The organism is Halopseudomonas laoshanensis (genome assembly GCF_008365385.1).
Lineage (GTDB): Bacteria > Pseudomonadota > Gammaproteobacteria > Pseudomonadales > Pseudomonadaceae > Halopseudomonas > Halopseudomonas laoshanensis.
On sequence record NZ_QOVF01000004.1, the window covers coordinates 68,146 to 93,809 of the forward strand.

Below are 25,664 nucleotides of genomic sequence, written 5' to 3' on the forward strand. Positions count from 1 at the left end.
CATTACGGTGGGATTTTCATGCGCCAGGTGTTGCCACCGCTGATCTTCACTGCGGTTCTGCTGATCATCTGGCAGATGCTTTGTTCCATGGAAGGCAGCGCGTTGCCGCCGCCCACGCAGGTGGTGACGGATACCTGGGAGCTGATCATCGACCCGTTCTATGACAATGGCGGCAACGATGTGGGCATGGCCTGGCAGATTCTCGCCAGCCTCGAGCGGGTAGCCTACGGCTATATGCTCGCGGTGGTGGTGGGCATCAGCCTGGGTGTGCTGGTCGGGCAGTCGACCTGGGCCATGCGCGGTCTGGATCCGGTGTTCCAGGTGCTGCGTACCGTGCCGCCGCTGGCCTGGCTGCCGTTGTCATTGGCGGGTTTTCAGGATAGTAACCCCTCGGCGATCTTCGTCATCTTCATTACCGCGATCTGGCCGATCATCATCAATACCTCGGTGGGCGTGCGCAATATTCCCGAGGACTATCGCAACGTTGCGCGGGTACTGCGGCTCAACGGTGCCGAGTACTTCGCCAAGATCATGCTGCCCGCCGCTGCGCCGTACATCTTCTCCGGCCTGCGTATCGGCGTCGGCCTGTCCTGGCTGGCGATCGTCGCCGCGGAGATGCTGATCGGCGGTGTGGGCATTGGTTTCTTCATCTGGGATGCGTGGAACGCGTCACTGATCAGCGACATCATCCTGGCATTGATCTACGTCGGTGTGGTGGGTTTCTTCCTGGATCGCCTGGTGGCCTGGATTGGCCGTCTGGTAACCCGTGGCACCTCTGCCGGTTAAGGAGCAGCATATGAGCCGTTATCTGAATATCGAGAAAGTCTCCAAGACCTTCACCGCCGGCAAGATGTCCACGGAGGTGCTGGTGGACATCAACCTGAGTGTGGCGCGGGGCGAATACATTTCCATCATCGGCCACTCCGGCTGCGGCAAGTCGACAGTGCTGAATATCGTGGCCGGCCTGATTGATTCCACCTCTGGCGGGGTGATTCTGGATGGCAAGGAAGTCAGCGATCCAGGCCCGGACCGCAGCATGGTGTTCCAGAACCATTCGCTGCTGCCCTGGCTGACGGTGTACCAGAACGTCGCTATCGCGGTGAACAAGGTCTGGCGCAGCAAGAATGCCAAGGAGAAGGACGAGTGGGTGCGGCACAATCTGAACATGGTGCATATGAGTCACGCGCTGGACAAACTGCCGAGCGAAATCTCCGGCGGCATGAAGCAGCGTGTGGGTATCGCCCGGGCGTTGGCCATGGAACCCAAGGTGCTGCTGCTGGATGAGCCCTTCGGCGCACTGGATGCATTGACCCGCGCACACCTGCAGGACGAAGTCATGCGCATTCAGAACGATCTGAAAAATACCGTGATCATGATCACGCATGATGTGGACGAGGCGGTGCTGTTGTCCGACCGCATCGTGATGATGACCAACGGGCCGTCGGCAACTATCGGCGAGATTCTGGATATTGATCTGCCGCGTCCGCGGGACCGGATCGCGCTGGCAGACGATCCAAAGTACAACCAGTATCGCCAGGCAGTGCTGCGCTTTTTGTATGAAAAACAGCGCAAGGTCGAGGCGGCTGTCTCGGCTTGATCTGGCAACTGTTGGACAGATACAGGGCGAGAAACGTTGACGCTTTGTTACAAAATCACTAATCTTCACCCCGCTTCAGGTGCCCGCTGATACCTCATCAGCGGGTGAAACTGGGAAGCCGGTGCGTCTGCCAGTTGCAGACAATTCCGGCGCTGCCCCCGCAACGGTAAGCGAGCGTCAGTCGATGTGAATCGGCTGGCACGTCACCGCCATACACCACTGTGCCAACGGCATGGGAAGGTGCGGTGACGGGATCATTGTATCCGCTCGCAAGCCCGGAGACCGGCCTGACGCATATCACAGCAGAGCGGCGGGCTTTGCGGGTGTGCGGTCTCCTGCTGTGCCGGATCCGTCTGCCTTTTTGCTTCGCCGACTGCTACCTCTTAGCAGTGTCGTACGGGTAGGTACGACGGAGCCAAAATTCGCATGACCAGTAACCGTATCAATACCTTTTTTTCCGCTTCTGTAGCGGTGGCCTGCATGGGCCTGTCCTCGTTTTGCCTCGCCAATTCCGTCAACTTGAATGATCAGGTGGTCACCGCCACGCGCTCGTCCTTGTCTGCCAGCCAGGGCATCGCCTCGGTCAGCGTGATTGAGCGCGCGGAGATTGAGCGCTTGCAAGCGACCAGCGTGGCGCAATTGCTGCGCCGGGTGCCGGGCATCAACATCACCAATACCGGCGGCCATGGCAAGAACGAGGCGCTGGGTATTCGCGGTACCAACAGCAATCATGTGCTGGTGTTGATCGACGGCATTCGCCTGGGCTCGGCGACCACGGGCGATGTGGCCATGCAAAATCTGCCGGTGGAGCAGATCGAACGCATCGAGGTGGTGCGCGGCCCGCGCTCCAGCCTGTATGGCTCCGAAGCCATAGGCGGGGTGATTCAGATCTTTACCCGTCGCGGTGAGCAACAGGGCGCCAAGCCCTGGGTTTCGGCAACCGCCGGTAGCCGCAATTATCACGCGGGTAGCGCCGGGGTGTCCGGTGGGCTGGGCAACGCCTGGTACAACCTGGGCGTGACCAGCATGGGTACACGTGGAATCGACGCGCGGCCGCGCGCACCATCTCCTGAGCCGGATAACGACGGCTATCGCGAGTGGTCGGCGAACATGACCGCCGGGTATCGCTTCGATAATGGCCTGGAGCTGGACGGCCATGTGATCGAGGTGCGCTCGCACAATGATTACGACTCCGGCTTCAAGGCCAACGCTGACAATCTGCTGCGTACCCACGGCCTGCGCGCGCGCTTTACCCCGACTGATCCCTGGCTGGTGACCCTGCAGGCAGGCCGCAGCGAAGACAAGGTCGATACCTTCAACGGCAATGTATTCAACACGCGGATTGATACCCGCCGCGACAGCTTCAGCTGGCAGAACGATGTTCAGCTCAAGCCCGGGCAGGTGCTGACACTGGGCTATGACCTGCTGCAGGACTCGGTCAACGGCAGCACTGACTTTGCCGAAGACAGCCGCGATAACCACGGAGCCTACGCCCAGTACCTGGCGCAAACGGGGCGGCACGAACTGCAGCTCAGCGCTCGCCATGACGACAACGAGCAGCATGGCACCTACAACACCGGCAGCATCGGCTATGGCTACAGCATCAGCGATAGCCTGCGTGCCAGTGCCAGCTATGGCAGCGCCTTCAAGGCGCCGACCTTCAACCAGCTCTACCATCCCAGCTTTGGCAATCCGGATATTTCCGAGGAAACCTCGCGCAGCCTGGAACTGGGTCTGGATGGCGCGCACGTCTGGGGCAGCTGGGCGGTAGCGGTGTACCGCAACGAGATCGACGATCTGATCGCCTACTTCAATCAAGGCGCTGGTTTGCGTGCGCAGAATATCGACAAGGCGGTGATCAACGGCGTCGAGCTGTCTCTGGTCAGCCAACTGCTGGGCTGGGATCTGAGCAGCAATCTCACCCTGCAGGACCCGGCCAACGAATCAAACCGAGCAGGCCAGGGCGAGCTGCTGCCGCGGCGGGCCGAGCAGATATTCAATCTGGATCTGGACCGCCGGTTCGGCCGAGTCGGCTTGGGCGCTAGCCTGCACGTGGAGGGCCGGCGCTGGGATAACGCCGCCAATACCACCGAGTTGTCCGGCTACAACACCGTCGATCTGCGCTCGGAATATCAGTTGAGTGATACCTGGCGCCTGCAGGCGCGCATCAGCAACCTGTTCGACACCGACTACGAGACCGCCGCGACGTACCAGCAACAGGGTAGGGCGGGCTATCTGACTTTGCGTTACCAGGCGCTTTAAAGCGCCTGTTTCTTAAAAACCATCCAAGGAGGATGACCCATGTTAGAACTGTCCAGACGTAGCCAGGTGGCTATCGGTATCGTACTTGTGTTGCTGGTCGCCATGACCCGTGGCAGCCATTTCAGCCTGGTCAATCTGCCCAGCGCGTCCTGGGCGGTGTTCTTTCTCGCCGGTGTGTTGCTCAAGCCGCGCTGGGTCTTTCCGCTACTGTTTTTGCAAACCACCTTTATGGATATCATGAGCGTAGGCTGGACCAACGCCGGTCACCACTGCATGACCGTCGCCTATTGGATGCTGTTGCCAGCCTATGCTGCGCTGTGGTTCGGTGGCCGCCTGTACGCGCGCTGGCACCGTGAGCAGCTGAGCTCATTGCTGGTGCTGATACCGACCGTGCTGACCAGCGCGCTGGTGTGCCAGCTGTTTTCCAGCGGCGGCTTCTATTTCTTTTCCGGCCGTTACGACAACCCGACCTTTCCCGGCATGCTTGAGCGCATCGTGACCTACTATCCGCAATACCTGAGCAGTATGGCGCTGTATGTGGGCGCGGCTACGGTGATCTATATCGTTCTGCGGGTTTATGCATTGCGTGAGGCGCAGCAAGGCCGCCAGGCATGAGCGATAGCGCTGAGCGCGACGAACGTCATCGGCTGCGTATGCAGCGCAAGAAGGCGATTGTCGACGAGAAAATTGCCCAGGCTCAGGAAGAGCACGGCTTGCTGCTGGTGCTGACTGGCAACGGCAAGGGCAAGAGCAGTTCGGCCTTCGGTATGGCGGCGCGCAGTCTGGGTCACGGCTTGCAGGTGGGCATCGTGCAGTTCATCAAGGGCGCGCGCAGCACCGGCGAGGAAACCTTCTTTCGGCGCTTTCCCGAACAGGTCCGCTACCACGTCATGGGCGCCGGTTTTACCTGGGAGACCCAGGACCGCCAGGACGATATCGCCAAGGCGCAAGCCGCCTGGGCGGTGGCGGTGGAGTTGATGAGCGATCCAGCGGTGGCGCTGGTGGTGCTGGATGAACTGAATATTGCGCTGAAATACGGGTACCTGTCGCTGGATCAGGTATTACAGGATATCGGCTCGCGGCCCATGGCCCAGCATGTGGTGGTTACCGGGCGTGGCGCGCCACCGGCTCTGATAGACGCTGCCGATACCGTGACCGAGATGGGCGTGGTCAAGCATGCATTCAAATCCGGCATCAAGGCGCAGAAAGGAGTGGAGTTTTGACTGAGTCCAACAGCGCAGAACAGCAATGCCCGGCACTGTTGATCGCCGCCCCGGCCTCGGGCCAGGGCAAGACCACCATCACCGCGGCCCTAGCCCGGCTGCATAGCCGGCAGGGCAAACGGGTGCAGGTATTCAAGTGCGGGCCGGACTTTCTCGATCCCATGATCTTGCAGCGCGCCAGTGGCAGACCGGTCTACCAGATTGATCTGTGGATGATTGGTGAGCAGGAGAGCCGGCGTTTGCTCAGCGCGGCGGCGGCGGAGTGCGACCTGATTCTGATCGAAGGGGTCATGGGGCTGTTTGACGGTACGCCCTCAGCGGCGGATCTAGCGCGCTGCTTTGGCGTGCCGGTGCTGGCGGTGATCGATGGCTCTGGCATGGCCCAAACCTTTGGCGCCATGGCCCACGGCCTGGCCAGCTATCAGGCGGGCTTGCCTTTTGCGGGGGTGCTGGCCAACAAGGTTGGCAGTGCCCGGCATGGCGAGATACTGCGGGACTGCCTGCCTGAGGGTTGTGCCTGGTTCGGCGCGCTGCCGCGCAGTGAAGCCATTGGCTTGCCGAGCCGCCATCTGGGCCTGGTGCAGGCGGACGAGCTGGCGGATCTGGATGCCCGGCTGGATGCGGCGGCTGACGCGCTGCTGGCCAGTGCCGATACTCAGTTACCAGTGCCGATTCGCTTCAGCGCGCCTGAGACTGCTTTAGTCGGCACATCAAGCGCAGCGCTGGCGGGAGTACGTATCGGTGTTGCGCGTGACGCCGCCTTTGCCTTTATCTATCAAGCCAACCTGGATCTGCTGACGCGGCTGGGTGCGGAGCTGCTGTTCTTCTCGCCGCTGAGCGATACGCAGTTGCCCGAGATCGACAGCCTGTATTTGCCGGGCGGTTATCCCGAACTGCATCTGGCCGAGTTGAGCGGCAACCAGGCGATGCAGGCTGCTATCCGCGAGCACCATGATGCTGGCAAGCCGATTCACGCCGAATGCGGCGGCATGCTCTATCTGTGCGAATCACTGACGGATGCCGAAGGGCGGAGCGCCGAGCTGGTCGGCCTGTTGCCGGGCCGCGCGACCATGCAGAAGCGCCTGACTGCGTTAGCGTTGCAGGAAGTCGCGCTGCCGGAAGGCATCTTGCGCGGGCATACCTTTCATCATTCCTCCCTCGAATGTGAGCTGGATCCGCTGGTGCGCGGCGAGTGCCCGAATTACAAGCGCACCGCCGAGGCAGTCTGGCGGATCGGGCGGCTGACAGCGTCTTATATCCACCTGTATCTGCCGGGCAACCCCCAGGCGGCAGCGGCCCTGTTTTGCCCATGAACGGCATGCGCCCATGAGTGCAGCGGATTTCTCCGACGCCGAGCGTGCGGCGGTGTACCGGGCGATTCGAGAACGGCGGGATATGCGCCATTTCAGCGGCGGTGAGGTGCCTGCTGAGCAGTTGTCACGCCTGCTGGAAGCCGCCCATCAGGCGCCCAGTGTCGGGCTGATGCAGCCCTGGCGCTTTGTACGCATTACCCAGCCGGGTTTACGCACCGCCATTCATAAGCTGGTTGAGGAAGAGCGGCAGCGCACCGCACAAGCATTGGGTGAGCGTGCCGAGGATTTTATGCGGCTCAAGGTCGAAGGCATTCTTGACTGCGCCGAGTTGCTGGTCGCCGCCTTGCCGGAGGGCCGCGAGCAACATGTGTTTGGCCGCCGGACCCTGCCGGAAATGGATCTGGCCTCGGTCGCCTGCGCGATTCAGAATCTGTGGCTGGCTGCCCGTGCTGAAGGGCTTGGTCTGGGTTGGGTTTCGTTGTTCGATCCGCGGGCGCTGGCAGATCTGCTCGGCATGCCGGCGGATGCAAAACCGGTGGCGGTGCTGTGCTTGGGTCCAGTTGAGGCGTTCTACGCCGAGCCGATGCTGGTCGAGCAAGGCTGGACCAACCCCAGGCCACTGTCCGAACTGTTATTTACCGATCAATGGGAGCTGTGATGAAAGGCCCGCAACGCATTGTCTGCCTGTCCACCGAAACCTGCGAAGTGCTGTATCGCTTGGGCGAACAGGATCGCATTGTGGGTATTTCCGGGTTTACCGTCCACCCGCCGCAGGCCCGCAAGGAAAAGCCCAAGGTCTCGGCCTTTATCAGTGCCAAGACCGAAAAGATTCTCGCACTCAAGCCGGACCTGGTGCTGGGCTACTGTGATCTGCAGGCCGATATGGCCGCGGAGCTGGCCCGTGAGGGGCTGGAAGTTCACCTGTTCAATCAGCGCGATATCGCCGGCATCCTGCGCATGATCGAAACTCTGGGTGCGTTGGTGCACGCCAGTGATAAAGCCGAGGCTTTGGTAGCTGAGTTGCAGCTGGGCATGGACCGGGTGCGAAAGCAGGCAACGCAATTGTCGCGTCGACCCAAGGTGTATTTCGAGGAGTGGGATGGCCCGTTGATTTCCGGCATTCGCTGGGTCAGCGAGCTGATCGAACTGGCCGGCGGGGAAGACTGCTTTGCCGAGCTCAGCCACCACCCGAAAGCCAAACAGCGCTATATCACTGACCCGCAGGAAGTGGTGCGCCGCGCGCCGGATCTGATTATCGGCTCCTGGTGCGGCAAGCGCTTTCGGCCTGAACATCTGTTTGACCGGCCCGGCTGGCCCAAGATTCCGGCGCTAAGCAATGAGCAGCTGTTCGAAATAAAATCGCCGGATATTCTGCAGCCCGGCATCTCCGCACTGACCATCGGGCTGGAGCAGTTGCATGAGTTGATCCGCCATTGGGATCAGCGTCAGTGCTGAGCGCCGCCGTGTTGAGCGCCCCTTGGCTGATCGGTGCGCTGCTGCTTGATCACGTTCTGGGTGAACCGAAACGCTGGCACCCGCTGGTCGGCTTCGGTCGTTTTGCCGATTACCTGGAAGCCACCTTGAACCGCGATAGCGCGCGGCGTGGTCGCGGGTTGCTGGCCTGGGCCCTGGCGGTGCTGCCGCTGACGCTGGGCGCCTGGGCGCTGGCGAGCTTGCCGATCATTGGCTGGGTTTTCTCATTGCTGCTGCTGTACTTGGCCATCGGACTGCGCAGCTTGGCTGAGCATGCCGAACCGGTCAGTAAGGCGTTGCGCGAGGGTGATTTGGGGGAGGCGCGATTGCGCGTGAGCTATATCGTCAGCCGCCAGACCGATGAGCTGGACGAGGAGGGCATAGCCCGTGCCACTACCGAGTCGGTATTGGAAAACGGCAGCGACGCAGTATTTGCCGCGCTGTTCTGGTTCGCCCTGCTCGGCGCGCCGGGTGTGGTGCTGTACCGCTTGAGCAATACGCTGGACGCGATGTGGGGCTACCGCAATGCGCGGTTTCGCCAGTTTGGCTGGGCCGCGGCGCGGCTGGATGATTCGCTCAATTATCTGCCGGCCAGGCTGGTTGCTCTGACCTATGCCCTGTGCGGGCGTACACGCCAGGCATTGCATTGTTGGCGCATCCAGGCGCCGGCCTGGGACAGCCCCAACGCCGGTCCGGTGATGGCTGCCGGGGCCGGGGCGTTGAATGTCAGCCTGGGTGGGCCGGCAATTTATCAGGGCGAGCTGCACCAGCGGCCCACTTTGGGCGCCGGGCCGCAGGCAAAGGCTGAGGATATTGATCGCGCCGTAAAGCTGGTCCGCCAGGGTGTAGTGCTCTGGTTACTGACACTCGCGGTGCTCTGGGGGCTTTTGTATGCTTGAACACGGCGGTCGGTTACGCCAGGCCGCAGCGCACTACGGTATTGCCGTCGAGGGCTGGCTCGACCTGTCCACCGGGTTGGCGCCTTATGTATGGCCGTTGCCTGCCTTTAGCCACGCCGTCTGGGCACGGTTGCCGGAGGAGAGTGATGGCCTGGAGGCGATTGCCGCGAACTATTATGGTGCCGCCCAAGCGCTGCCGGTGGCAGGCTCACAGGCCGCGATTCAAGCGTTACCTCAGCTGTTTGCATCCGCTCGCGTGGGTTTTATCGAGCCCTGCTATGCGGAACATCGCCACGCTTGGGAGAGAGCAGGGCACGAGACCATCGGTATGGATCAGGCTGACGTAGCCAGCCATCTGGAACGACTTGATGTGCTGGTAGTGGTCAATCCGAATAATCCAACCGGCACTCAGATCGATGTCGAAACGCTGCTGGAGTGGCACGAGCGGTTACACCGACGCGGCGGGTGCCTGATTGTCGATGAAGCCTTTGCGGATATCTCGCCGGAATACAGTCTCGCTGCATTCAGCGACCGTCCTGGGCTGATTGTGCTGCGCTCGCTGGGTAAGTTCTTCGGCCTCGCCGGGGTGCGATTAGGCTTTGTGTTAGGCGAACCGGGAATGCTGGTTGCGTTGCAGCGGCAACTTGGGCCCTGGAGCGTCAGCGGACCCGCTCGGGCAGTTGGCAAGGCTGTGTTGGCCGATCACACAACGCAGACCTTGTGGCGGGCACGTTTGCGGCGTGACGCTCAGCGTCTGACCGATCTGCTCGCCGAGTACGGGCTAAGCCCGGCGGGCGGTTGCGCATTGTTCCAGTGGGTGCCGCATCCCCAGGCCGCGGATATTCATGCGGCGCTGGCCCGCCAGGGCATTCTGCTCAGATTGTTCGACCAGCCAGCGGCGTTGCGTATCGGTCTGCCTGGCAGTGAATCCGCCTGGCAGCGGCTGCATACGGCATTGGCGGACATTCGTTTCAGCACGCCTGCGAGAGCTGACGCATGAGTACGCTGATGATTCAGGGCACCACCTCGGATGCCGGCAAGAGCACGCTGGTCACCGCCTTGTGCCGTTGGCTGCGTCATCAGGACGTCAAGGTGGCACCGTTCAAACCGCAGAATATGGCACTGAACGCAGCGGTAACGGTCGATGGCGGTGAGATCGGCCGCGCCCAGGCGGTGCAGGCCCAGGCAGCGCACCTGGAGCCGCATACCGATATGAACCCGGTGCTGCTCAAACCCAATACCGATGTGGGCGCCCAGGTGATTATTCATGGCCATGCGATTGGCTGCATGGATGCGGTGGCCTATCACGCCTACAAGCCCACGGCGTTGCGCGCGGTGCTGGCGTCTCACCAACGTTTGCTCGCCAGCTACGACACCATAGTGGTCGAGGGTGCAGGCTCGCCGGCAGAGATCAATTTGCGGGCAGGTGATATCGCCAATATGGGCTTTGCCGAGGCGGTGGATTGCCCGGTGATTCTGATTGCCGATATCGACAAGGGCGGGGTGTTTGCCCACCTGGTCGGTACGCTGGCATTGCTCTCGGAGAGCGAGCAAGCGCGGATCAAGGGCTTTGTCATCAATCGTTTTCGCGGCGATATCGCTTTATTGCAGCCCGGCCTGGATTGGTTGGAGGCGCATACCGGCAAGCCGGTGTTGGGCGTATTGCCTTACTTGCATGATCTGCATCTGGAGGCCGAGGATGCGGTCAACGCCCATCAGGGCGCCAAGGCCCTTGATGCGCTGCGGGTGGTGGTGCCGGTACTGCCGCGCATCAGCAATCACACGGATTTTGATCCATTACGTCTGCACCCGCAGGTCGACCTGCAATTCATTGGCCCGGGCCAGCCGATTCCGCCGGCGCATCTGATCATTCTGCCGGGTTCCAAAAGTGTCAGTGCTGATCTGGCTTTTTTGCGCCAGTACGGCTGGGATCAGGCAATTACCCGCCATCTGCGTTATGGCGGCAAGTTGCTGGGAATTTGTGGTGGCCTGCAGATGCTCGGTCAGCGCATTGATGACCCGTTGGGCCTGGAGGGGCCAGCGGGTAGTCAGGCGGCGTTGGGCTTGCTGAACTTTGTCACTACCCTGCAGGCACAGAAGCGGCTCACACGGGTATCGGGGCATTTGCAGCTGGATCAGGCCAGGGTCGGCGGCTATGAAATCCACGCGGGACGCAGTGCAGGGCCGGCGCTGGAGCGCCCGCTACTGTACCTAGACAGCGGCGAAGCCGACGGTGCTCTCAGTGAAGATGGGCAGATTGCCGGGACCTATCTGCACGGCCTGTTCGAATCGCCACAGGCCAGTCAGGCACTACTGCAGTGGGCGGGGCTGGCGCAGGCGCAGGCTCTGGATTACGCTGCGCTGCGTGAACGGGATATCGAGCGTCTGGCACAGAGTGTCGAAGCCCATCTGGATACTGAATTGCTACGGCAATTGTGTGGAGTTCCTGCATGCAAGAATTGATTCTGGGCGGCGCACGTTCCGGCAAGAGCCGGCTGGCCGAACAACTGGCCAAGGACAGCGGTTGGCCGGTGACCTACATTGCTACCAGTCAGGCGCTGGATGGCGAGATGAGCGAGCGCATTCGCCAACACCAGCAAAGTCGCCCGGCCGACTGGGCATTGGTAGAAGAGCCGTTGGCACTGGCTGACGTATTACGCCGCGAGGCCGCCCCCGGGCGTTGCCTGCTGGTCGATTGCCTGACGCTGTGGCTGACCAATCTGCTGCTATGTGAGGACCAATCCCGGCTGGAGACCGAGCGTGAGGCGCTGTTCGATTGCCTCGGTGCGCTGCCGGGCCGGATTATTCTGGTCAGTAATGAAACCGGACTGGGCGTAGTACCCATGGGCGAGCTGAGCCGGCGTTATGTGGACGCGGCGGGCTGGCTGCATCAGGCCCTGGCGCAGCGCTGTGAACGTGTATTGTTTTGCATCGCCGGTTTACCGATGGCCTTGAAGGGGGCCTTACCATGAGCCGGCCATGGTGGAGCGCAGCAGTGGCGCAACTGGATCGGGACGCGATGCTCGAAGCGCAGCAACGTCAGAGCGAATTGACCAAGCCAACAGGTTCTCTCGGGCAATTGGAGGCTTTGGCTGTGCAACTGGCGGCCATGCAAGGCTCGGATCAGCCAGCCATCGAAGCGCCCTGGATCACTATTTTTGCTGCTGATCATGGCGTAATGGCCGAGAACGTGTCTGCCTATCCGCAGTCGGTAACGGGCGAAATGTTGCGCAATTTCTCCCAGGGTGGTGCCGCTATCTGTGTGCTGGCCCGGCACCTGGGCGCGACGCTGAAAGTCATGGATCTGGGCCTGGCAGTGCCGATTCGCTCTTTGAGCAATGTGGAACATCGCTTTATTGCGCCGGGCACCGCCAACTTCTGCCGTGCCCCGGCAATGACGACCGAGCAGTGCCTCGAGGCCATAAACGTCGGCCAGGAGGCAGTGTTGGCAATCAACAAGGCCGACCTGTTTATCGGCGGAGAAATGGGCATTGGTAACAGCACCAGCGCCTGTGCGCTGGCCAGTGCTCTGCTGGGCCGGCCTGCGGCCTTGCTGGTAGGGCCGGGGACCGGCCTGAACAAGTCGGGAATGGAACATAAACTGCGGGTCATCCAGCGTGGATTGTTACGCCACGCGGCGCATCTGCGTGATCCACTTGCGGCGCTGTCACGGCTGGGCGGGCTGGAAATTGCCGCGCTCACGGGCGCGTACCTGGCTGCCGCGCAGCGCGGCATGCCGATGCTGATCGATGGCTATATCAGTTCAGTCGCGGCCCTCTGTGCTACCCGGCTGAATCCCGGCTGCCGCGAATGGATGCTGTTCAGTCACCGCAGTGCCGAGCCCGGGCATACGTTGGTGCTTCAAGCCTTGCAGGCATCGCCGTTACTGGACCTGGGCATGCGCCTGGGCGAGGGTAGCGGCGCAGCGGTGGCAGTACCCTTGCTACGCGCAGCCTGCGCATTGCATAACCAGATGGCGACTTTCGCGCAAGCGGACGTCTCTGATCGTCAGCCGTGCTGATCGAACTGCTGCGCCATGGTGAGACAGCCCTGGCCGGCAGCTTGCGCGGCAGCCTGGATGACGAACTGACGCCCGCCGGCTGGCAACAGATGCACCAGGCCTGTCAGACCCCCGGTGCCTGGCAGCACATCATCAGTTCGCCGCTGCGTCGTTGCGCGGCCTTTGCCGCCGAGCTAGGCGCGCGGCTTAACACGCCGGTAAGCCTGGAGCCCGGTCTCTGCGAGCTGCACTTCGGCGAATGGGAGGGCCAGTACCCGGCTGATCTGATGCGGGAACATGCGGACACCCTGGCGGCTTTCTGGCGGGATCCCTATGCCTGCACACCCCCCGGCGGCGAGTCGGTATTGACGTTTGAGCAGCGGGTGCTGGCAAGTCTGGATGATCTGGCGCTGCGGCATGCCGGCGACAAGGTACTGGTGATAACCCATGGTGGCGTGATGCGGTTGTTGCTGGCCCGGGCGCAGGGCTTGCCGCGCGAACAACTGCTGCAGGTGCAGGTGGCACTGGCCGAACGAGTGCTGCTGCGCCGTCATCCTGATGGTGATTTGGAGCAGTTATGAAATTCCCGCTGGCGCTGATGATTGCCCTGCAATTTCTTACACGCCTCCCGGTGCGCCTGCCTTCTCTTCCTACGGCGCAGGATAATGGCCGCTCGCTGTTGTGGTATCCGCTGGTTGGCGCGCTGATCGGGCTGGTATTGCTATTGGTCCATTGGTTGCTGATGTCGGCTGCGCCCTTGCTGCAGGCCGCGATCATCCTCAGTCTCTGGGTCTGGATCAGCGGTGCGCTGCATCTGGATGGCCTGGCAGATAGCGCCGACGCCTGGGTCGGTGGGCATGGTGATCGCGACCGCACTCTGGCGATCATGAAAGACCCGGCCTGCGGCCCGATCGGTGTGGTGGCTCTGGTGCTGGTGTTACTGCTCAAGTTCGCTGCGCTGGTCAGCTTGCTGGAAAATCAGGCGTGGCTGGCACTATTGCTGGCGCCCTGGATCGGCCGGTTGCTGCTGCCGGCGCTGCTGATCAGTACTCCATACGCACGTCCCGGCGGCCTGGGCGCAGAGTTGGCAACCCACGCACCCGCTTCGCTGAAACCTGCATTACTCGGTCATGCACTGGTGATTGCGCTGTTGGCCCTGCTGGCATGGGGACCAGCCGGCTTACTGCCATTGTTCGGCGTGGTACTTTTTACCTTCTACTGGCGCCGGGTGATAATCAGGCGCCTGGGTGGCACCACCGGAGATACCGCCGGCGCCCTGCTGGAAATGGCTGAAGCCCTGCTGCTGGTCGCTCTCAGCGTAATTTTCTGAACTTTTTTATTTCTGCTTCATCTGACTGTCATACGCGACCTATAGCGTCGGGTAGTGAGCCAGTTGGCTCGACAACAAAAAGAGGAAGCAACAATGAACGACTATGTAGAAGAACTGATGGACAAGCGCGCCCAGGAATGGGATCAGGATGCAGAAGACGCCGAAGAGATGTAACCGCTTCGGCTTTCTTCTGCGGTACCCCTTTCACAGTCACCTCAAGCCGCAACACTCAGCAGTAGCTATTAGCAATAACCCCCTCGCTTGGCCCTTTGGTAATTCCCTTTGCTCCTTTCAGTATTTAACTTCAGCTTGCCGCTCTGCGCTGCTGACGCCTGAATTGTCCCGGCGGTTGCCCGGTCCAACGCTTGAAAGCTCTCTGAAATGCCTCCGGCGACGAAAAGCCCAGCAAAAATGCAATCTCCCCCAACGCCAGCTCCGTATCGCGAATGTAACTCACGGCCAGATCCTGTCGGGTTTCATCGATGATGTCCTGAAACCGCGTCTGCTCTTCCTGCTGCAGGCGGCGGCGAAGGGTCCAGGAGGGTAAGCCCAGCTTGCGCGCGACCTCCGGCAACGAGGGTAAACGCTGGTGCAGTTGTGGCGACAATATCTCCTCGACCTTTTCCCGCAGGCCCCGGTGCCGGTTGAGGTCATGCAACTGGGCTTTGCACAGCGATTGCAGATGAAAAAAACTCGCCGGAGCAGATTGCTCCAACGGCAGATTCAGGCTCGCCGGTTCCCAGAGTAGCTGGTTGTGCTCCTGCTCAAAGAGTACCGGGCAATCGAAGACGCTTTCGTAACGGTCTGCATACGCGGGTGCGGGAAACTCGATATGCACCGCCGAGAGTACCGCCTTGCCGCCGGTCAGGTGGCGGCCAAGTTGCGCGCGGGAGGCCAGGGCCGAGTCGACCACAAACAGGTTGAAGGCGTTGTACGGGCTGATCGAATAGAAGCGCAGCGCAGGTGCGTCAAAGCTGGAGTGGCCACGGTAGTTCTGGCTGGACAAACGCTCGAAGCGCACCAGCGTCTCGAACGCCTGACCCAGATCGGCGGCACATTGGGCGGTCATACCGGCCAAACCCAGATGACTGGCGTGGCTACAACGCCCCATCAACAAGCCGATATCGGCACGGCCGGTCAGTTGGATGGCGGCATTGCCGAGCCGCATAAAGCGCGGAATGCTGATGCGTGCCTGCGGCGTGGCGAGCAAATCGCTGCTGATGCGAAAGCGCTGGAACAGCGGCAGCGGGTCATGACCCAGGCTGAGCAGGGCGGTTTGCAAGCTGTACAGGTAACCGACCGAGATATCGCCGAGCTTCAAGGGTTGAGCTTCATTCAAAGCACTCGCACTTATGGAGAAACACAACTGTAATTCAAAGTTATAAATATGTCATTTCAGGTGATTGAGCGTTGCTCGTCGCGGGCCTATTGTCTTGCCATAGCATTTACCGGGCATGTATCCGGTAAAGACCCTGATGAAGTGATAACCGGAGCAGTCCATGAGCGAAACCTCTCTCTATCCACATTTGTTGGCCCCGTTGGATCTGGGTTTTACCACTCTGCGCAATCGCACCCTGATGGGTTCGATGCACACGGGTCTGGAGGAGAGGCCGCATGGCTTTGAGCGCATGGCTGCCTACTTTGCCGAGCGCGCTCGCGGTGGTGTGGGTCTCATCGTCACCGGCGGGATCGGGCCGAACGAGGAGGGCAGTGTGGCCGCCGGGGCGGCGAAGATGACCACAGCGGAAGAAGCCGAGCACCACAAGGTGGTGACCCGTGCGGTACACGAGGCGGGTGGCAAGATCTGTATGCAGATTCTGCATGCCGGTCGCTACGCCTACAGCCCCAAGCAGGTGTCCGCCAGTGCGGTGAAGGCGCCGATCAACCCCTTCACGCCGAAAGAGCTGGATGAGGACGGTATAGAGAAGCAGATCAACGACTTTGTTACCTGCTCGCAGCTGGCCCAGAGCGCTGGTTATGACGGTGTCGAAATAATGGGTTCGGAAGGTTATTTCATTAACCAGTTTCTGGTCAGCCATGTAAACAAGCGCACCGACCGCTGGGGCGGCAGCTACGAAAACCGCATGCGTTTGCCTGTAGAAATTGTCCGCCGTGTACGTGAGGGCGTAGGCCGGAACTTTATCATCATCTATCGCCTGTCCATGCTCGACCTGATTGAAGGCGGCAGCACCTGGGATGAGGTGGTGATGCTGGCGAAAGCGATTGAAAACGCTGGTGCGACCATCATCAACACCGGCATCGGCTGGCACGAAGCGCGGATTCCAACCATTGCTACCAAAGTGCCGCGCGCTGCGTTCACTAAAGTCACCGCGAAGCTCAAGGGTGAGGTCAGCATCCCGCTGGTCACTACCAACCGGATCAACACTCCAGAAGTAGCAGAGCAGGTGTTGGCAGAGGGCGACGCAGACATGGTCTCCATGGCCCGGCCGTTCCTGGCCGATGCCGACTTCGTCAATAAAGCAGCTGCCGGCAAGGCCGATGAAATCAATACCTGTATTGGTTGTAACCAGGCCTGCCTGGATCACACCTTCGGCGGCAAGCTGACCAGTTGCCTGGTCAACCCGCGCGCCTGTCACGAAACCGAACTGAACTATATTCCGACCGCAGCAGTGAAGAAGATCGCAGTGGTTGGCGCCGGCCCTGCCGGTCTGGCAGCATCTACCGTGGCGGCGCAGCGCGGGCATGAGGTGACGTTGTTCGACTCGGCGGCGGAAATTGGCGGCCAGTTCAATATCGCCAAGCAGGTTCCCGGCAAGGAAGAGTTTTTCGAAACCCTGCGCTACTTTGGCAAGATGATCGACAAGTACGGGGTCAAGCTGGTGCTGAACAAGCGCGTCGAGGCGGCAGATCTGACTGAGTTCGATGAGGTGATTCTGGCTACCGGGATCAAGCCGCGCACGCCGGATATCCCCGGCATTGATCATCCCAAGGTGGTCAGCTATATCGATACCATCCTCAATCACAAGCCGCTGGGTAACAAGGTGGCAGTGATGGGCGCGGGCGGGATCGGCTTCGATGTGTCCGAGTACATTACCCATCAGGGCGGCAACCCGAGCCTGGATACCCAACTGTTCTGGAAAGAATGGGGTATTGATCTGAATATCGAAGCCCGCGGCGGCATCGCCGGTATCACCCCGCAGTCGCATCCGCCAGCGCGTGAGGTCTATCTGCTGCAGCGCAAGACCAGCAAGGTAGGGGATGGCCTGGGCAAGACCACTGGCTGGATTCATCGCACTGGGCTTAAGAACAAGCAGGTTCAGATGCTCAATTCGGTGCAGTACCTCAAGGTTGACGACGCTGGCTTGCATATCCAGATTGGAGAGGGCGAGCCACAGGTCCTGGCGGTCGACAATATTGTTATCTGCGCCGGGCAAGAGCCGCTGCGTGAATTGCAGGCGGGCTTGGAAGCCGCGGGTAAAACCCTGCATCTGATCGGCGGCGCTGATGTGGCAGCCGAGCTGGATGCCAAGCGCGCGATCGACCAGGGGTCACGTCTGGCCGCAGCTATCTGAATTTGCTCTGCACCAGGAGAGCCCGCCCCAGCCAGAGGCTGCGGCGGGCTTTTGCGTAGTTGGGTGGTACGAAAGCGCAGCAGAGGTTGTGCCAAGTGCATCACAGTCCTCAATGGCACTTTTCTCTACACTTGCGCTCCAAAGTGCAATTGCCATAAAAAAGCGTAGGATCATGTTGATCTGGACAAGGCTGGATGGACCCGGCGGGAGCAAGTGATGAATACAGTACGAAAGCCGCTGCTGACCGAAGCGGTGATGTTTTTTTCCGAGCGAGGTATCGCCAAGGAAATGCTCTATCCGGAATTCGAGGCGCTGCTCGACGGCATGGTGTCGTCCCCGGAATTCGCCGATGAAACGGTGGAGGCGGTATTTCTGCAGATCAGCAATCGGCTGCATGTCAGAGGCGCGGTGTTTTTCACTATCGACTTCGATCTGGATGGCAACATCAATAGCCTGTGGAATATGCCCCTGCGCACCATGGCTGAAAAGGCCGGGCGTGGTCCGGATATGGGAGGAGGGCCGATTCGCCTGGTATGTCTGGGCTTTTCCGCCAATCCGAAGTTTCGACCGCACCTGTGGAAGCCCGGCCAACGTGAGGGGCGCTCCGATCTGTTGATGATCAAGGAAGCGGTAACCCGCAACACCCTGGGTATTCTGGGGGATGACGAAGAAGCGCTGACGGTGCTGCAGACGGACCGCCTGCAGATGGCGGCGGAAGATGCCTGGTATGGCGGCAGCAACGTCGTGTCTATCGACTCGTCCAGCGCAGCAGCCAGTGAGAAATCCAGGGCCGTGGCAGAGATGGGTGAGCAGGAGCGTGCCGCACAAGCTGCTCAAATTGCCGAACTGCACGAGCAGATTGATCAATTGGTGCAGCAAAAGCATGCCGAGCTGATCGCCTTGCGTCAGCAACACGAGGATCACCTGGCGATCATTCAAGGAGAGTTAGGCGATATCAAGAACGAGTTGGCCCAACAGCAGAAGCTCAATGCCGCGTTGAAACGGGACATGTCGAAGCTTCAGAGCCGCACGCCGACCGACGTCGAATAACATCCGCCTCACAGGTTTTTACCGGCCTGACACTCCTCTTAACCTCTCCCATTTGCCAGCATCGTGCTGGCTGCGGATAATCATGCTATTCGAATAGTTCAGCATCCGGCTGGGCGGCGTTGTCGCTGCCAGTTGGCTGCAAGAGTGAGGTGGTATGGAGCAGTTCCGTAATGTTGGATTAATCGGACGTCTGGGTAGCGGCAAGGTGGTCGATACCCTCAAACGCCTCAAGCGGTTTCTGCTGGATAATGGCCATAGCGTGATCCTGGAAGATGCGGTGGCTGATCTGTTGCCGGGGCACCAGTTGCAGGTCTGTTCCCGCAAGATGATGGGCGAAATCTGCGATCTGGTCATCGTCGTCGGCGGCGACGGCAGTTTGCTGGGTGCCGCGCGCGCTCTGTGCCGCTACAACGTTCCGGTACTGGGCGTTAACCGCGGTGGGCTCGGGTTTCTTACTGATATTTCCCCTGACGAGCTGGAAAGCCGGGTGGGTGAAGTGCTGGCAGGCCAACACAGTGTAGAGAAGCGCTTCTTGCTGGACGTATTTGTGCGGCGCGGCGATGAGCAACTAGGCACAAGTGAGGCACTGAACGACGTGGTGCTGCACCCTGGCAAATCAGCGCGGATGATCGAGTTTGAGCTGTATATCGACGGCCAGTTCGTCTACAGCCAGAAGTCCGACGGTTTGATCGTTGCTACGCCGACCGGTTCGACCGCCTACTCACTGTCTGCCGGTGGGCCGATCATGCACCCGAAGCTGGATGCCATGGTGCTGGTGCCAATGTTTCCGCACACCTTGTCCAGTCGGCCGATCGTGGTAGATGCCAACAGCGAACTGAAAATCATCATCTCCAAGCAGAACGGCATTTATCCGCAGGTCAGTTGCGATGGCCAGGTGCATATTGCCTGTGCGCCGGGTGACAGCCTGACGATTCGCAAGAAGCCGCAGAAGCTGCGTCTGCTGCACCCACTGGATCACAATTTCTACGCGATTTGTCGCAGCAAGCTCGGCTGGTCAAGTCGTCTGACGGATCAATAATGCTCCCCGGCGATCTTCAAGGTTATGACGTTATTGGCGATGTGCACGGATGTGCGCAGACGCTGACGCAGCTATTGGCTCGTATGGGCTATGCAAAACAGGCAGGGGTGTGGCGGCACCCGACCCGCAAGGCGTTGTTCCTGGGCGATATCATTGATCGGGGGCCGCGTATCCGCGAGGCGCTGCACCTGGTGCATGACATGGTCGAAGCCGGCGCGGCCAGCTGCATCATGGGTAATCACGAAATCAATGCTCTGGCCTGGAGCACGCCGGCTCCGGCGGGTAGCGGCAGGCAGTATATTCGCGAACACACCGAGCGTAACCGGCGGCAGATCCAGGATACGCTCGAGCAGTTCGCCGCTTGGCCTGAAGAGTGGGAATACTTTCTTGACTGGTTTTATACGCTGCCGCTGTTTATGGATATGGGCGAGATTCGCCTGGTACACGCCTGCTGGGACGACAACCTGATCAAACCATTTGCCGCGCAGTACCAGAACGGCTGTATTGATCGGGAGTTTCTTGAAGCCGCCACTGACCATGAGAGCTTTGCCTCCCAGGTGCTGGAACGGCTGCTGCGCGGCATCGATATGCGTTTGCCGCACGGTCAGATCATGACTGGCAGGGACGGCCTGACGCGCCGGGCCTTTCGAACCAAATTCTGGGAAGAACAACCGCAAACCTACGGCGATATTGTTTTTCAGCCCGACGCTTTACCTGATGAGGTTGCCGCTCGTCCTCTGAGTGATGATCAAAAGGCCGAGTTGCTGCTCTATGATACGGATCAGCCGATACTGTTTGTCGGGCACTATTGGCAGCAGGGCAATCCGCACCCGATCAGACCGAATCTTGCCTGCCTGGATTACAGTGCGGTGAAGTATGGCAAACTGGTCGCTTATCGCTGGGAAGGTGAGCACCGCCTGCACCGCGATCATTTTGTCTGGGTCGATGTACCCAGGCTCGCCTGAGGTAAGCATGTACCGCGCATTACAATGTTCTCTGGATGAAGACCTGAGTCGCTTTACCCACTTCCTGCGCAGCCGGGGGGTAGTGCATCGCATTACCGAGGAAGACGGCAAGCAGGTGATCTGGACTCATGACGAAGCCGGAGCGCAGATCGTGCAGGCATTTTACGCCGAAGGCATTCCGGATCAGGCGTTTGACTCGGCCGAGAACGCCAGCCCAGCCGCCGGGAGTTCCAACTGGCCGTTGGTCTGGCGGCGTATCCCGGTCACCCTTATCGTGCTGGCGCTGACCGGTGTCGTTGCGCTGCTGACCGGGATGGGCAGTCGGCCTGAGACTATTGGCCTGTTCACCTTCGTGCCGGTCGACGCCAATGGCTATTTTTCGAGCGAAATGGATCTGAGCCAGTGGTGGCGTCTGGTTGCACCTATATTCCTGCATTTCGGCCTGATGCATCTGGCCTTCAACTCCTTGTGGTACTGGGAGCTGGGGCGGCGCATTGAAATGCGTTCCGGCGGCCTCTGGCTGTTGGGCCTGACACTGCTGTTCGCACTGATTTCCAACACTGCCCAGTGGTGGGTAAGCGGCCATGCGCTCTTTGGTGGCCTTTCGGGTGTGCTTTATGGCTTGCTGGGCTATTGCTGGCTGTATCAATGGCTCGCTCCCAACGTGCATTTCGCCCTGCCCAAGGGGGTAGTGGTACTGATGCTGGTTTGGCTGGCGCTGTGTCTTTCCGGGCTGATTACCATGCTGGGATTCGGTGCCATAGCCAATACCGCGCATGTTAGCGGCTTGCTGGCGGGGTGTGCGGTAGGCCTTGCCGCAGGTGGGCTGGAACGTGCTCGGCGCGGCCGGCAAGAGTGAATAGAATTGAACCAATGACATCGTTTTTTCTGGAGACATCATGACCAGTTTTGCCGAAATGCTGCGCAATATTACCCCCGACGTTTATGCCAGCCTGAAAACGGCGGTCGAGATCGGCAAATGGTCCGATGGGCGCAAGTTGACCCAGGAGCAGAAAGAACTGTGTCTGCAGGCGATGATTGCCTGGGAGCAGGATAATCTGCCAGAAGAGCAGCGCACCGGCTATATGGGCCCGCAGAGCTGCAAATCCGAGGCGAAAACAGTCCCTAAGATCCTCTTTTCCACTGGCTCGGAGACCCTGCACTGATGCCTTATCTGCAAGGCACAGGCAGTATCAGCAAGTTGAAAACGGCGCTGGATTCGCCGGTCAGCTACCATCTGCCGATTGGCGAATCGCGACTACCGTTGAACGAGTGCCTGGGCAAGACCCTACGCCTTGAGTCGCTCGGTCTGATTCATTGCAGCCATTGCGGTCGCCGCACGAAAAAGAGTTACAGCCAGGGCTACTGTTATCCCTGCATGATCAAGCTGGCGTCCTGCGATACCTGTATCATGAGTCCTGAACGGTGCCACCATCACCTGGGTACCTGCCGCGAGCCGGCCTGGGGCGAGCAGTTCTGCATGACCGATCATATTGTCTATCTGGCCAATTCATCCGGCCTCAAGGTGGGGATTACGCGCGCCAGTCAGGTGCCGACTCGCTGGATAGACCAGGGTGCAAGCCAGGCGTTGCCGATCATGCGGGTTTCCACTCGGCTGCAGTCCGGGCTGGTGGAAGATCTGCTGCGCCAGCAGGTGGCAGACAAGACCAATTGGCGCGCGCTGCTCAAGGGTGAGCCGGAACCAGTGGATATGCTCGCCGCGCGTGACCGTCTGCTGGACGGTGCCGCGACAGGCATTATGGCGCTACAGCAACAACATGGTCTGCAAGCCATTCAGCCGCTGCACGCCGACGTCACCGAAATCCGCTACCCGGTGCTGCAATACAGCGCCAAACCGCAATCCGCCAACCTGGACAAGGAACCGGTCCTTGAAGGTACCCTGCTGGGTATCAAGGGCCAGTATCTGATACTCGATACCGGCGTCATCAATATTCGTAAATATACCGCCTATACACTGTCAGTCAGTGTGTCCTGAGGAGAACGCCATGCGTACCGAACAGCCGAAGACCATTTACCTCAAGGACTATGAGCAACCCGATTACTGGATCAGCGAAACCCACCTGACCTTTGATCTGCACGACGATCATGCGCTGGTGCACAGCCGTCTGAGCGTGCAACTGAATGCCGACAAGCACGGGCAGGCGCTGCCGGCGCTGGTACTTGATGGACAGAATCTGGAATTGTTGTCGGTCGCCCTTGATGATCAGACGCTGGAAAGCAGTGATTATCAAGTCGACGCCCACAGCTTGCGCCTGCAACCCGCCTCAGCCTCATTTGACCTGGCGGTTACCACGCGGATCAAACCGCGGGAAAATACCGCACTGGAGGGCCTGTACCAGTCTGGCGCGATGTTCTGTACCCAGTGCGAGGCCGAAGGCTTCCGCAAGATCACCTATTACCTCGACCGTCCGGATGTGATGAGCCGTTTCACCACCACGGTAATCGCCGAGCGTGGCGATTACCCGGTGCTGCTGTCCAACGGCAATCCCGTGGCGTCGGGTGAGCATGAAGGTGGACGGCATTGGGTGACCTGGGAAGATCCCTTCCCCAAACCGGCCTATCTGTTTGCGCTGGTGGCCGGTGATCTGTGTCTGATTCAGGACAGCTTCACTACCATGAGCGGGCGCGAGATTGATCTGCGCATCTATGTTGAACCGGAAAATCGCGAGCAGTGTGCGCACGCGATGGACAGCCTCAAGCGTTCAATGCGCTGGGACGAGGAGGTCTATGGTCGCGAATACGACCTGGATATCTTCATGATCGTTGCGGTCAACGATTTCAATATGGGCGCGATGGAAAACAAGGGGTTGAACATCTTCAACTCCAGCTGTGTGCTGGCGCATGCCGATACCGCTACCGATCTGGCGTTCCAGCGCGTCGAGGCGGTGGTTGCACACGAATACTTTCATAACTGGTCTGGCAACCGGGTGACCTGTCGAGACTGGTTCCAGCTATCGCTCAAGGAAGGTTTCACGGTACTGCGAGACTCGCAGTTTTCCGCTGACATGAATTCAGAGACGGTCAACCGCATAGAGGGCGTGACCTTTTTACGTGCCAATCAATTTGCTGAGGATGCGGGCCCGATGGCCCATCCGGTACGGCCGGATTCTTTTATTGAAATCAGCAACTTCTATACTTTGACTGTGTATGAGAAGGGCGCCGAGGTCGTGCGTATGCTGCATACCCTACTGGGTGCTGAGGGGTTCCGGAAGGGCACGGATCTGTATTTTGATCGACACGATGGCCAGGCGGTGACCTGCGATGATTTCGTCAAGGCTCTGGAAGATGCCAATGGCGCGGATTTCACTCAATTCAAGCGTTGGTATAGTCAGGCGGGCACCCCGCGCCTGGCCGTAGAAGGCACCTACGATGCGTCGGCTCGGACTTTCAGTCTGCTGTTCCGTCAGAGCTGCCCGCCGACGCCGGGGCAGAGCGAGAAGAAGCCGCAGGTGATTCCCGTGCGTATGGCGCTGCTGGATGCCCAGGGGCAGGAAATGCCGCTGCAGTTGTCCGATGAAAGCCGGGCGGAGGGCACCGAGCGGGTTCTGGCGGTGACTGAAGCCGAGCAGATATTTACCTTTACCGGTGTTGCCGAAGAGCCGCTGCCATCGTTGCTGCGTGGTTTTTCTGCGCCGGTGAAGATGACCTATCCCTACAGCCGCGATGACCGGGTCTTTCTGGCCAAGCATGATCCCGACGGGTTCAACCGCTGGGAGGCTTCCCAGGCATTGGCGGTAGAGATTCTTCAAGGCTTGGTCGGGATTCATCGAGCCGGCCGGCCGTTGATGCTCGATCAACGCCTGCTTGATGTGTATCGTACGCTTTTGGCCGACAGCACGCTCGACCCGGCGATGGTCGCGGAGATGTTGCGGCTGCCGTCAGAGGCCTATCTGGTCGAGCTGGCGGATGTGGCCGATATAGACGCCATTCACTACGTGCGGGACTGGGTGCGTCAAGAGTTGGCAGTGGCTCTGGAAGCCGAGATGTGGCCGCTTTACCAAGCGCTCAATGACCAGGTGCCCTACAGCCCTTCGGCTGCCGCCGTAGCGCGCCGTAGCCTGAAAAACACCCTGCTGGGTTATTTGATGCTGTGCCCGTCGGGCAAGGCACTGGATATCTGCGTGCGCCAGTTTGTCGAAGCGAACAACATGACTGACCGTCAGGCGGCGTTGGTCGCCTTGGTCAACTCTTCCCATGAGGAGCAGAAACGGGCTGCGCTGAGTGATTTTGCCGAACGCTGGCAGAGTTTCCCGCTGGTAATGGATCAGTGGTTCAGCATTCAAGCGGCCGCCAGCCAGCCAGGCGCGCTGCAGCGCGTGCAGGAGTTGATGCAGCATCCGGCGTTCAGCATGCGCAACCCGAACAAGATCCGCTCACTGATAGGCGCGTTCGCCAATCAGAATCTGGTCAATTTCCATTTGGCAGACGGCTCCGGCTATCGCTTCCTGGCCGATCGTATCCTGCAGCTGGATCCGCTCAACCCGCAGATCGCTGCGCGACTGCTGACGCCGCTGACACGCTGGCGGAAATATGACGAAGCCCGCCAAGCGCTGATGAAGGCGGAGTTGTCACGCATTATCGCTGCGGAAAACCTGTCGCCTGATGTCTACGAGGTGGTGAGTAAGTCACTGGTTTGATGCGAAGGGTTCCGCTCTGCAATATCACTGCAATGCAGAGCGGAACATCACCACAAGCATGCTTCACAAAAGATAACCATGAACTATTAGTCTAGAGCGTCCATCGACTGTAATATCAGCCGATACGTCATGCGAGCATGGCGCCGAATAACAATAATAGAGGTTGATGTATGGGGACGCCATCTGTCTGGCATGCTTCGTCCGGTTGTTGTGCCAGCCCGTTTGTTCGGGCTATAAGCACTGCTCTCAAGATGTTTTCTTCGGTTTTTCTGCAACTTCCTTCAGGTAGCTATCCTGCCCTGAGTGGGATTTTGCGCCTGGT

General features: G+C 59.9%; 24 protein-coding genes and 1 riboswitch. Of the genes, 23 read left to right on the top strand and 1 reads right to left on the bottom strand.

What is annotated here, in order from left to right; genetic code table 11:
- Positions 1-18: 18 nt before the first annotated feature.
- The 15 genes from ntrB to DT594_RS13855 all read left to right on the top strand — a co-directional run bounded on the left by ntrB (position 19) and on the right by DT594_RS13855 (position 14,097).
- On the top strand, positions 19-786 hold the full coding sequence (gene ntrB, locus DT594_RS13785) for a nitrate ABC transporter permease (protein WP_218574534.1): 768 nt from the start codon (positions 19-21) through the stop codon (positions 784-786).
- A gap of 10 nt (positions 787-796) precedes the next feature.
- Complete coding sequence (locus tag DT594_RS13790) at positions 797-1,597, top strand: ABC transporter ATP-binding protein (RefSeq protein ID WP_149333220.1); 801 nt, start codon at positions 797-799, stop codon at positions 1,595-1,597.
- A gap of 60 nt (positions 1,598-1,657) precedes the next feature.
- Positions 1,658-1,902, top strand: a riboswitch (cobalamin riboswitch).
- A 136-nt stretch (positions 1,903-2,038) separates the two neighbouring features.
- Complete coding sequence (gene btuB / locus DT594_RS13795; protein WP_425460565.1) at positions 2,039-3,859, top strand: TonB-dependent vitamin B12 receptor; 1,821 nt, start codon at positions 2,039-2,041, stop codon at positions 3,857-3,859.
- A 39-nt stretch (positions 3,860-3,898) separates the two neighbouring features.
- Positions 3,899-4,474, top strand: coding sequence for a hypothetical protein (locus DT594_RS13800; protein ID WP_149333222.1), 576 nt, complete (start codon positions 3,899-3,901; stop codon positions 4,472-4,474).
- The gene (gene cobO / locus DT594_RS13805) at positions 4,471-5,082 is read left to right on the top strand and encodes a cob(I)yrinic acid a,c-diamide adenosyltransferase (protein WP_149333223.1); all 612 of its coding nucleotides are present in this window, start codon (positions 4,471-4,473) and stop codon (positions 5,080-5,082) included. Before DT594_RS13800 ends, cobO begins: the two co-directional genes overlap by 4 nt.
- Positions 5,079-6,395 carry a cobyrinic acid a,c-diamide synthase CobB gene (locus DT594_RS13810; RefSeq protein ID WP_246164643.1) on the top strand — a complete coding sequence of 439 codons (1,317 nt, stop codon included), beginning with the start codon at positions 5,079-5,081 and terminating at the stop codon, positions 6,393-6,395. The genes cobO and DT594_RS13810 overlap by 4 nt, the downstream gene beginning before the upstream one ends.
- A 13-nt stretch (positions 6,396-6,408) precedes the next feature.
- A complete protein-coding gene (gene bluB / locus DT594_RS13815) occupies positions 6,409-7,053 on the top strand; it encodes a 5,6-dimethylbenzimidazole synthase (protein ID WP_149333224.1) in 645 nt (214 codons plus the stop codon).
- Positions 7,050-7,850, top strand: coding sequence for a cobalamin-binding protein (locus DT594_RS13820; RefSeq protein WP_149333225.1), 801 nt, complete (start codon positions 7,050-7,052; stop codon positions 7,848-7,850). Before bluB ends, DT594_RS13820 begins: the two co-directional genes overlap by 4 nt.
- The gene (gene cbiB / locus DT594_RS13825; protein ID WP_149333358.1) at positions 7,847-8,767 is read left to right on the top strand and encodes an adenosylcobinamide-phosphate synthase CbiB; all 921 of its coding nucleotides are present in this window, start codon (positions 7,847-7,849) and stop codon (positions 8,765-8,767) included. Before DT594_RS13820 ends, cbiB begins: the two co-directional genes overlap by 4 nt.
- Positions 8,760-9,767, top strand: a complete 1,008-nt coding sequence (cobD, locus tag DT594_RS13830) for a threonine-phosphate decarboxylase CobD (protein WP_149333226.1) — start codon at positions 8,760-8,762, stop codon at positions 9,765-9,767. The genes cbiB and cobD overlap by 8 nt, the downstream gene beginning before the upstream one ends.
- Complete coding sequence (locus tag DT594_RS13835; protein WP_149333227.1) at positions 9,764-11,230, top strand: cobyric acid synthase; 1,467 nt, start codon at positions 9,764-9,766, stop codon at positions 11,228-11,230. Before cobD ends, DT594_RS13835 begins: the two co-directional genes overlap by 4 nt.
- On the top strand, positions 11,218-11,739 hold the full coding sequence (gene cobU, locus DT594_RS13840) for a bifunctional adenosylcobinamide kinase/adenosylcobinamide-phosphate guanylyltransferase (protein WP_149333228.1): 522 nt from the start codon (positions 11,218-11,220) through the stop codon (positions 11,737-11,739). Before DT594_RS13835 ends, cobU begins: the two co-directional genes overlap by 13 nt.
- Positions 11,736-12,788: a nicotinate-nucleotide--dimethylbenzimidazole phosphoribosyltransferase gene (gene cobT, locus DT594_RS13845; RefSeq protein WP_149333229.1), complete on the top strand. Its 1,053-nt coding sequence runs from the start codon at positions 11,736-11,738 to the stop codon at positions 12,786-12,788. Before cobU ends, cobT begins: the two co-directional genes overlap by 4 nt.
- On the top strand, positions 12,782-13,348 hold the full coding sequence (gene cobC, locus DT594_RS13850; RefSeq protein WP_149333230.1) for an alpha-ribazole phosphatase family protein: 567 nt from the start codon (positions 12,782-12,784) through the stop codon (positions 13,346-13,348). The genes cobT and cobC overlap by 7 nt, the downstream gene beginning before the upstream one ends.
- Entirely contained in the window at positions 13,345-14,097 is a 753-nt protein-coding gene (locus DT594_RS13855) for an adenosylcobinamide-GDP ribazoletransferase (protein WP_149333231.1), read from the top strand. The genes cobC and DT594_RS13855 overlap by 4 nt, the downstream gene beginning before the upstream one ends.
- 304 nt (positions 14,098-14,401) lie before the next feature.
- Here DT594_RS13855 and DT594_RS13860 read toward each other — a convergent pair whose 3' ends face one another.
- Positions 14,402-15,436, bottom strand: a complete 1,035-nt coding sequence (locus DT594_RS13860) for an AraC family transcriptional regulator (RefSeq protein ID WP_246164644.1) — start codon at positions 15,434-15,436, stop codon at positions 14,402-14,404.
- 160 nt (positions 15,437-15,596) lie between these two features.
- Between DT594_RS13860 and DT594_RS13865 the strand changes: the two genes are divergently transcribed.
- The 8 genes from DT594_RS13865 to pepN all read left to right on the top strand — a co-directional run bounded on the left by DT594_RS13865 (position 15,597) and on the right by pepN (position 25,342).
- Positions 15,597-17,630, top strand: a complete 2,034-nt coding sequence (locus DT594_RS13865; RefSeq protein ID WP_149333232.1) for an NADPH-dependent 2,4-dienoyl-CoA reductase — start codon at positions 15,597-15,599, stop codon at positions 17,628-17,630.
- Between the two features lie 216 nt (positions 17,631-17,846).
- A complete protein-coding gene (locus tag DT594_RS13870; RefSeq protein ID WP_149333233.1) occupies positions 17,847-18,680 on the top strand; it encodes a hypothetical protein in 834 nt (277 codons plus the stop codon).
- A 154-nt stretch (positions 18,681-18,834) separates the two neighbouring features.
- Positions 18,835-19,719, top strand: coding sequence for an NAD(+) kinase (locus DT594_RS13875; protein WP_149333234.1), 885 nt, complete (start codon positions 18,835-18,837; stop codon positions 19,717-19,719).
- The gene (locus tag DT594_RS13880; protein WP_149333235.1) at positions 19,719-20,684 is read left to right on the top strand and encodes a metallophosphoesterase; all 966 of its coding nucleotides are present in this window, start codon (positions 19,719-19,721) and stop codon (positions 20,682-20,684) included. The genes DT594_RS13875 and DT594_RS13880 overlap by 1 nt, the downstream gene beginning before the upstream one ends.
- Positions 20,685-20,691: 7 nt before the next feature.
- The gene (locus DT594_RS13885) at positions 20,692-21,543 is read left to right on the top strand and encodes a rhomboid family intramembrane serine protease (protein ID WP_149333236.1); all 852 of its coding nucleotides are present in this window, start codon (positions 20,692-20,694) and stop codon (positions 21,541-21,543) included.
- 40 nt (positions 21,544-21,583) lie between these two features.
- Positions 21,584-21,850, top strand: a complete 267-nt coding sequence (locus tag DT594_RS13890; RefSeq protein ID WP_149333237.1) for a YeaC family protein — start codon at positions 21,584-21,586, stop codon at positions 21,848-21,850.
- Positions 21,850-22,680, top strand: a complete 831-nt coding sequence (locus tag DT594_RS13895; RefSeq protein WP_149333238.1) for a DUF2797 domain-containing protein — start codon at positions 21,850-21,852, stop codon at positions 22,678-22,680. Before DT594_RS13890 ends, DT594_RS13895 begins: the two co-directional genes overlap by 1 nt.
- 10 nt (positions 22,681-22,690) lie before the next feature.
- Positions 22,691-25,342 carry an aminopeptidase N gene (gene pepN / locus DT594_RS13900; protein WP_149333239.1) on the top strand — a complete coding sequence of 884 codons (2,652 nt, stop codon included), beginning with the start codon at positions 22,691-22,693 and terminating at the stop codon, positions 25,340-25,342.
- Positions 25,343-25,664: the final 322 nt, after the last annotated feature.